General features: G+C 59.9%; 9 protein-coding genes and 1 pseudogene. 1 reads left to right on the top strand and 9 read right to left on the bottom strand.

The genetic code is table 11. The features are described from left to right. From hscA to trmJ, 8 genes are all read right to left on the bottom strand, one after another. Complete coding sequence (hscA, locus tag KGA96_RS05955; RefSeq protein WP_046040915.1) at positions 1 to 1,863, bottom strand: Fe-S protein assembly chaperone HscA; 1,863 nt, start codon at positions 1,861 to 1,863, stop codon at positions 1 to 3. A gap of 51 nt (positions 1,864 to 1,914) precedes the next feature. Continuing rightward, entirely contained in the window at positions 1,915 to 2,436 is a 522-nt protein-coding gene (gene hscB / locus KGA96_RS05960) for a co-chaperone HscB (protein ID WP_046040913.1), read from the bottom strand. Between the two features lie 8 nt (positions 2,437 to 2,444). Then, positions 2,445 to 2,768: an iron-sulfur cluster assembly protein IscA gene (iscA, locus tag KGA96_RS05965; protein ID WP_003227904.1), complete on the bottom strand. Its 324-nt coding sequence runs from the start codon at positions 2,766 to 2,768 to the stop codon at positions 2,445 to 2,447. A gap of 34 nt (positions 2,769 to 2,802) precedes the next feature. Beyond that, complete coding sequence (iscU, locus tag KGA96_RS05970; protein WP_007974006.1) at positions 2,803 to 3,189, bottom strand: Fe-S cluster assembly scaffold IscU; 387 nt, start codon at positions 3,187 to 3,189, stop codon at positions 2,803 to 2,805. Positions 3,190 to 3,271: 82 nt separating this feature from the next. Next, positions 3,272 to 4,486: an IscS subfamily cysteine desulfurase gene (locus tag KGA96_RS05975; protein ID WP_046040910.1), complete on the bottom strand. Its 1,215-nt coding sequence runs from the start codon at positions 4,484 to 4,486 to the stop codon at positions 3,272 to 3,274. 50 nt (positions 4,487 to 4,536) lie between these two features. Then, the gene (gene iscR, locus KGA96_RS05980; protein WP_003227911.1) at positions 4,537 to 5,028 is read right to left on the bottom strand and encodes a Fe-S cluster assembly transcriptional regulator IscR; all 492 of its coding nucleotides are present in this window, start codon (positions 5,026 to 5,028) and stop codon (positions 4,537 to 4,539) included. A 187-nt stretch (positions 5,029 to 5,215) separates the two neighbouring features. Beyond that, positions 5,216 to 5,992, bottom strand: a complete 777-nt coding sequence (gene cysE / locus KGA96_RS05985) for a serine O-acetyltransferase (protein WP_046040908.1) — start codon at positions 5,990 to 5,992, stop codon at positions 5,216 to 5,218. A gap of 2 nt (positions 5,993 to 5,994) precedes the next feature. Further along, positions 5,995 to 6,765 carry a tRNA (cytosine(32)/uridine(32)-2'-O)-methyltransferase TrmJ gene (gene trmJ / locus KGA96_RS05990; protein WP_046040907.1) on the bottom strand — a complete coding sequence of 257 codons (771 nt, stop codon included), beginning with the start codon at positions 6,763 to 6,765 and terminating at the stop codon, positions 5,995 to 5,997. Between the two features lie 305 nt (positions 6,766 to 7,070). Between trmJ and suhB the strand changes: the two genes are divergently transcribed. After that, on the top strand, positions 7,071 to 7,889 hold the full coding sequence (suhB, locus tag KGA96_RS05995) for an inositol-phosphate phosphatase (RefSeq protein ID WP_007982736.1): 819 nt from the start codon (positions 7,071 to 7,073) through the stop codon (positions 7,887 to 7,889). Between the two features lie 241 nt (positions 7,890 to 8,130). On the opposite strand, the pseudogene KGA96_RS06000 reads toward suhB, so the two are convergent. Beyond that, positions 8,131 to 8,343 (bottom strand): annotated as a pseudogene (locus tag KGA96_RS06000) (IS4 family transposase); the annotation flags it as partial.

The following is an 8,343-nucleotide window of genomic DNA, read 5'->3' on the forward strand; positions in this document are numbered from 1 at the left end:
TTATTCCTCAATCTCATTCAGGTTGCGCCCCGCCAGCGCGGCTTTCACCGTCGAGTCCAGGCGGCGGGCAGCAAAGGCGTCGGTCACTTGCGACAGACGCTTGGTCTGCTGCTCGATGGCGTAACCATCGGTACCTTTCATCAGTTCGGTCAGCTCCTGCACCTGCATGTCGATGACCATGCGCTCATCGGCGTCGAGCAAGCGCTCGCCATCCGCCTCCAGAGCGGCCTGCACCGCCTCGATCAGGCGCTGGGCGTCGACCTGCTGCTCGCGCAGTACGCGGGCAACCTTGTCGTCATTGGCGTGCTGGAACGAGTCCTTGAGCATCCTGGCGATTTCGCCGTCGGTCAGGCCGTAGGACGGCTTGACCTGGATGCTGGCTTCAACGCCCGAACCCAGTTCGCGGGCGGAAACGCTGAGCAGACCGTCGGCATCGACCTGGAAGGTCACGCGAATCTTCGCCGCGCCAGCCACCATTGCCGGAATGCCGCGCAGCTCGAAGCGCGCCAGGGAGCGGCAGTCGCTGATCAGCTCGCGCTCGCCCTGCAATACGTGAATGGCCATGGCCGACTGGCCGTCTTTGTAAGTGGTGAAGTCCTGGGCGCGAGCGACGGGGATGGTGGTGTTGCGCGGAATCACCTTCTCCATCAGGCCGCCCATGGTTTCCAGCCCCAAAGACAACGGAATCACGTCCAGCAGCAACAGTTCGCCGCCATCGCGCTTGTTGCCGGCCAAGGTATCGGCCTGGATCGCAGCACCAATGGCTACAACTTGATCCGGGTCGATTTCAGTCAGCGGCTGACGACCGAAGGCTTCGGCGACGGCGTCACGAACGCGAGGCACGCGAGTCGAACCACCAACCATGACCACGGCATGCACGTCTTCCAGCTCGATACCGGAGTCACGCACGGCGCGGCGACAGGCTTTCAGGCTGCGAGCGACCATCGGCTCGATCAGCGCATTGAAGGCTTCGCGGGTCAGCTCGGCTTTCCAGTCGCCATGGGCAACCTCAACGGCCGCAGCATTGGTCAGGGCTTCCTTGGCTGCACAGGCGGTTTGCAGCAAATTGCGTTGCGTACCCGGGTCGAGGTCGGCGGACAGGCCAGCGTTCTCGATGATCCAGCCGGCGATCGCGTGGTCGAAGTCATCGCCGCCCAGGGCGCTGTCGCCGCCAGTGGCCAGAACTTCGAAGACACCGCCGGTCAGGCGCAGAATCGAAATATCGAAGGTGCCGCCGCCCAGGTCGTAAATCGCGACCAGGCCTTCGGCGTGCTGGTCCAGACCGTAAGCCACGGCTGCCGCGGTCGGCTCGTTGAGCAAGCGCAGCACGTTCAGACCAGCCAGCTTGGCCGCGTCCTTGGTGGCTTGACGCTGAGCGTCGTCGAAATAGGCCGGAACCGTGATGACCGCACCGACCAATTCACCACCCAGGGTCGCTTCGGCGCGTTGACGCAGGACCTTGAGGATGTCGGCAGAGACTTCGACCGGGCTCTTCGGGCCCTGGATTGTGTCGATGAACGGCATGTGCGACTCGCCATCGACAAAGCGGTACGGCAACTGATCGCCCAACTGCTTGACGTCGGACAGACCACGACCCATCAAGCGCTTGACCGACAGCACCGTATTCAACGGATCGGTGGCGGCAGCCAGCTTGGCGGATTCGCCAACCTCGACGCGATCGGCGTGGTAGCGCACGGCAGACGGCAGGATGACCCGCCCTTCTGCGTCGGCAAGTGGCTCGGAAAGACCACTGCGCAATGCAGCGACCAGCGAATTGGTAGTGCCCAAGTCGATCCCCACAGCCAGACGACGCTGGTGCGGTTGAGGACTTTGGCCGGGTTCGGCGATCTGCAGTAGGGCCATCGTTATCAGGACTTATCTGTATATCAGGCGTGCGACCGGAGCGGCACTGGGTTAATCGTCGAGGCGCTCTTCTAACTGGCGCACTTCGTAGGTGAGCTTGTCGAGGAACTGCATGCGCCGCATCAGGCGTTCGGCCTGTTCACGGTGCGCGGCATCGTTCCAGCAAGCTGCGAAGCTTTGGTTCAGTTCATCCTGGGCAGCCTTCAGGCGACGCTTGAAGACGGCAACGCCATTGAGGTCGGCACTGTCCTGCAGGTCTTCGAGCTCTTCACGCAACTCCATCTGCTGCAGCAGAAACTCCGGATCATGCACCGTGACCTCCAGCGGCAGCTCGCCACCATTCAAGGCGAGCAGGTAACGCGCGCGCTTGGGTGGACTCTTGAGCGTCTGGTAGGCCTCGTTGAGGCTCGCGGATTGCTCCAGCGCCAACCGCTGCTCGCGCTCGGAAGCGTCGGCAAAGCGGTCCGGATGAACACTGCGCGCCAACTCACGGTAGCGCGTAGCCAGCTGATCGAGGTCCAGATCGAAACTCGGTTGCAGCTCAAATAAAGCGAAATGACAAGGAGTACCCACGACAAGCCTCAGATGTTGAAGCTTTCGCCGCAGCCACATTCACCGCGTACGTTGGGGTTGTTGAACTTGAAGCCCTCGTTCAACCCTTCCTTGACGAAATCGAGCTCGGTGCCGTCCAGGTAGGCCAGGCTCTTCGGGTCGATGATCACTTTTTCGCCGTGACTTTCGAACACCTGGTCCTCTGCAACCACCTCGTCGACAAACTCCAGCACGTAGGCAAGGCCGGAACAGCCCGTGGTGCGAACACCCAGACGAATCCCTTCACCTTTGCCGCGCCCGTCGAGGGAGCGCCGCACGTGTCGAGCAGCCGCTTCTGTCATGCTGATAGCCATCGGTGACTCCTTACTCGTCGCCAAAACTCGAAAATCAGATCAAGCCTTTCTTCTGCTTGTAATCGCGAACGGCGGCCTTGATGGCGTCTTCAGCGAGTACCGAGCAGTGAATTTTCACTGGCGGCAGGGCCAGTTCTTCAGCCAGCTGGGTGTTCTTGATGGTTTCCGCTTCGTCCAGGGTCTTGCCCTTCATCCACTCGGTGGCGAGGGAGCTGGAAGCGATAGCCGAACCGCAGCCGTAGGTCTTGAACTTGGCATCTTCGATGATGCCGGCGTCGTTCACCTTGATCTGCAGGCGCATCACGTCGCCGCACGCCGGAGCGCCGACCATGCCGGTGCCGACATCAGGGTCTTCCGCGTCCATCTTGCCGACGTTGCGCGGGTTTTCGTAGTGGTCGATGACCTTTTCGCTGTAAGCCATGATTCTTAATCCTCACTCATCAGAGAGTCGCTCTTGAAGCCCTGAAACCTGAGTTTACAGGGCTGATTGCGGCGACTTGAAATCAGTGTGCCGCCCACTCGATTTTCGAAATGTCGACACCGTCTTTGTACATGTCCCACAGCGGCGACAGAGCGCGCAGCTTGGTAACGGCCTCGCAGACTTTCTGCGCGGCGTAGTCGATTTCTTCTTCGGTAGTGAAACGGCCGAAGGTGAAGCGGATCGAACTGTGTGCCAGTTCGTCGTTGCGGCCCAGGGCGCGCAGTACGTACGAAGGCTCAAGGGACGCCGAGGTGCAGGCCGAACCGGACGAAACCGCCAGATCCTTGAGCGCCATGATCAGCGACTCGCCTTCAACGTAGTTGAAGCTCAGGTTCAGGTTGTGCGGAACGCGGGCGGCCATGCTGCCGTTGACGTACAGCTCTTCCAGATGCTCGACCTGCTTGTAGAAACGGTCGCTCAACGCCTTGATGCGTGCGTTCTCGGCAGCCATGTCTTCCTTGGCTACGCGGAAGGCTTCACCCATGCCGACGATCTGGTGGGTCGCCAGGGTGCCGGAACGCATGCCGCGTTCGTGGCCACCACCGTGCATGGTCGCCTCGATACGTACGCGCGGCTTGCGGCTTACGTACAGGGCGCCGATGCCTTTAGGACCGTAGGTCTTGTGGGCGGAGAACGACATCATGTCGACTTTCAGCTTGGAAAGATCGATCTCGACCTTGCCAGTGGACTGAGCGGCGTCGACGTGGAACAGGATGCCCTTGGAGCGGAGCAGTTCGCCGATCGCTGCGATGTCGTTGATGGTGCCGATTTCGTTGTTCACGTGCATGACCGAAACCAGGATGGTGTCGTCGCGCAGTTCGGCTTCGATCATCTCTGGGGTCACCAGGCCATCGGTACGAGGCTCGATGTAGGTCACTTCGAAACCTTCACGCTCCAGTTGGCGCATGGTGTCCAGGACAGCCTTGTGCTCAATCTTGGTGGTGATCAGGTGCTTGCCTTTGGTGGCATAGAAATGCGCCGCACCCTTGATTGCCAGGTTGTCGGATTCGGTGGCACCGGAGGTCCAGACGATTTCACGCGGGTCGGCGTTGACCAGGTCGGCCACCTGACGACGAGCGTTTTCGACGGACTCTTCGGCTTTCCAGCCAAACACGTGGGAACGGGACGCCGGGTTACCGAAGTTTCCGTCGACCAGCAGGCATTCACTCATCTTTTGCGCGACACGCGGATCAACCGGGGTAGTCGCAGAGTAATCAAGGTAAATCGGCAATTTCATGGACTATCTCCTAAATCAGGCTGGCTGGCGTGCCGCTAGCTCTCTGGCAGTCATTCGACGGCGGACGCTTCAATCTTGTCCAGGCGTGGCGCCTTGCTGTTGCAACGGCGTTGATCCTGGCGCTGGGCTACTTCTTGCACCTCACGGCGAGTCACAAGGTCAGCCAAGCTGATACCGCTCAGAAATTCGTGGATTTGCAGGCTCAGGTCGCACCACAAGTGGTGAGTCAGGCAAGTGTCACCGGAGTGGCAGTCACCCTGGCCCTGGCATTTGGTTGCATCGACCGATTCGTTCACCGCATCGATCACCTGGGCGACCTGGATGCCCTGCATGTCGCGGGACAATTGGTAGCCACCGCCCGGACCGCGCACGCTGGACACCAGGTTGCTGCGGCGCAGCTTGGCGAAAAGCTGTTCGAGGTAGGACAGGGAGATGCCTTGGCGCTCGGAGATATCGGCCAGGGACACGGGCCCGTGCTGCGCGTGCAACGCCAGGTCAAGCATGGCGGTCACGGCGTATCGGCCTTTTGTAGTCAGTCGCATGGACAATTACCACGGAGTTCGGAATGAGGCGAGTATGCAATTCCCGAGTATTTAAGTCAACTATTAGACCTAGTACTTTAGTCAGGTTTACCCGCAAAAGAGCGGGCGCATCATAGCAGGGTCTGCGGCCTAATGGCACACCGGTCAGCGCTCTGCCATTACCTGATTACGACCTGCGCAGGAGACATCAACCGGCCTTGCTTTCGTCTTTGTCTTTTACGCAGGCGAAATCTTCTTCACGCAGCTCAGGCAGATCTTTCGCACAGTAATTGCTGCCCAAATCCTTCAATGCCCCGCACATCCCCTCCAGGCGACCATCGACCGCCTGCAAGTGATCAAGCAGCTGACCAATGGCGCGCGCCACCGGGTCGGGCATGTCTTCACTGAGGCCGTAGGCATCGAAGCCGATCTTCTCGGCCATGGCCTTGCGCTTGGCGTCCTGCTCTTCGTCGGGCTTGACGATAATCCGCCCCGGAATCCCCACCACAGTGGCACCCGGCGGCACTTCCTTGGTCACGACCGCATTGGAACCCACCTTGGCCCCGGCACCAACAGTGAACGGGCCGAGCACCTTCGCGCCCGCCCCGACCACCACGCCATTACCCAAGGTCGGGTGACGTTTGCCCTTATTCCAGCTGGTGCCGCCCAGTGTCACGCCCTGATAAATAGTGACGTCATCACCGATCTCGGCGGTTTCACCGATAACAATGCCCATGCCATGGTCAATAAAGAAGCGTCGACCAACCTTGGCACCCGGATGGATCTCGATCCCGGTCAACCAGCGACCGAAGTTCGATACCAGCCGCGCCAGCCACTTCAGGTCAGCGCGCCACAGCATCGCCGACAAACGGTGAATCCAGATGGCATGCATGCCGGGATAGCAGGTCAGGACCTCAAAAGCGTTACGCGCCGCCGGGTCTCGGTGGAATACGCTCTGGATATCTTCACGCAAACGCTCGAACATCATTAATCCTTCCGCTTTAGGAGCTCACCACGGGCCGCTTTCTGGGTTTCCGTGAGGATGCCACGCAAAATATTCATTTCCGCCCGGCTGACCGAGCTGCGTCCGTACAACCGGCGCAGGCGCGCCATCAAGTGCCGTGGCTTTTCCGGATCGAGGAATTCGATGGCCACCAGGGTCTGCTCCAGGTGCTCATAGAATCGTTCCAGCTCGTCCATGGTCGCAAGCTCAGCGCTTTTGACCGAAGCCACCTCTTCCTTCTCGACCTTGCTCGGCTGACCTTGGGCCGCCAGCCAGGACATGCGCACTTCATAACCCAACACCTGCACCGCCGCCCCAAGGTTCAGCGAACTGAACTCAGGGTCTGATGGAATGTGCACGTGATAATGACATCGCTGCAGCTCTTCATTGGTCAGGCCGGAATCTTCACGACCGAACACCAGAGCGATTTCCGCACCCTGCCCGGCTTCCTCGACCACCTTCATTCCGCATTCGCGGGGATCGAGCAACGGCCAGGGAATGCGCCGGTCGCGGGCACTGGTACCAAGCACCAGGTTGCAGCCGACCAGGGCATCTTCCAAGGTGGCGACGACTTGCGCGTTTTCAAGGATGTCCCCGGCACCGGAGGCACGGGCATCGGCTTCGTGATGCGGGAACACACGAGGCTCGACCAGCACCAGCCGCGACAGCCCCATGTTCTTCATGGCACGCGCAGCCCCGCCGATATTGCCCGGATGGCTGGTATTGACCAGGACGACACGAATGTTTTGCAGCAAGGGAGGCGCTCTCGAACACAATAATCGGGAGCGGAATCTTACAGCTCATCAGGGTGTCCCGCCTCAAAAATAGCTGTTCAAATTTGGCGGCGTTCAATGTCGGCATGCTGCGTTGCCACTTCTCCCCATAGCAAGCTATGAGTCGGCGCGGCGCCTTGCCTGCCAACATTGACCACTCGCCAAATTTGAACGTATTTCCGAGGCGGGACACACCGTTCAGCCATGAAAGCGAACGTCGTCCTTCTCCTGTAGAAACTTTCTGATAGAATGCTCGGCTTTCTTTAACAACCTTAGGTGACACATCCATGCAGCCCATGCTGAATATCGCGCTGCGCGCCGCCCGCAGCGCCAGTGAATTGATCTTCCGCTCCATCGAGCGCCTGGATACCATCAAGGTCGACGAAAAAGACGCCAAGGATTACGTATCCGAGGTGGATCGTGCCGCCGAACAAAAAATCATCGACGCCCTGCGCAAAGCCTATCCGAATCACTCGATCATGGGTGAAGAGACCGGCATGCACGCCGGCACCGGCATCGAAGGCGAAGAGTACCTGTGGATCATCGACCCACTGGACGGCACCACCAACTTCCTGCGCGGCATTCCTCACTTCGCTGTCAGCATCGCCTGCAAATACCGCGGTCGCCTGGAACACGCTGTTGTTCTGGACCCGGTTCGCCAGGAAGAATTCACCGCCAGCCGTGGTCGCGGCGCTCAACTGAACGGTCGTCGCCTGCGCGTCAGCGGTCGCACCAGCCTGGACGGCGCCCTGCTGGGTACCGGCTTCCCGTTCCGTGACGACCAGATGGACAACCTCGACAACTACCTGGGCATGTTCCGCGCCCTGGTTGGCCAGACCGCCGGCATCCGCCGCGCAGGTTCGGCGAGCCTGGACCTGGCCTACGTGGCCGCCGGCCGTTTCGACGCGTTCTGGGAATCGGGCCTGTCCGAGTGGGACATGGCTGCAGGCGCCCTGCTGATCCAGGAAGCTGGCGGCTTGGTGAGCGACTTCACCGGCGGTCACGACTTCCTTGAAAAAGGCCACGTCGTTGCCGGCAACACCAAATGCTTCAAGGCAGTTTTGACGGCGATCCAGCCGCACCTGCCGGCCTCGCTGAAGCGCTAAGCTTCCAGCGACAGAGAAAGCACCCTTCGGGGTGCTTTTTTTATGCCTGGAATTTGCCCTTAAAAACACCGCAACCCCCTGTAGGAGCGAGCCTGCTCGCGAAGAACTCAAAAACGCCGCGTTAATCCTGAATGCGCGCGTAATCGTTGACGACCATCGCGAGCAGGCTCGCTCCTACATTGGGATTGCGGTGGTACATAAATCGCGGGCACAAAAAAAGCACCCCGCAGGGTAATGCCAGTCAGTTAAGCTGACTGGCATTTTTATTTCTGATCGGATACTTCGGTGATTTGAGCCGGATGGCGCGAGGATAAATACGCTCCTCTCGCCGATGAGGCAGGACATAGTGCGGGGCTGAGGCATGAAGCTCGGCCAGGTACTTGGGGATGTTCCCGGAGCGGTCTGCCGAGACACTGTTGATAAACCCTAAAATCGCCCAGGTACACGCGCTAAA

It is taken from the genome of Pseudomonas sp. GL-R-26 (genome assembly GCF_019947365.1).
Classification (GTDB): domain Bacteria; phylum Pseudomonadota; class Gammaproteobacteria; order Pseudomonadales; family Pseudomonadaceae; genus Aquipseudomonas.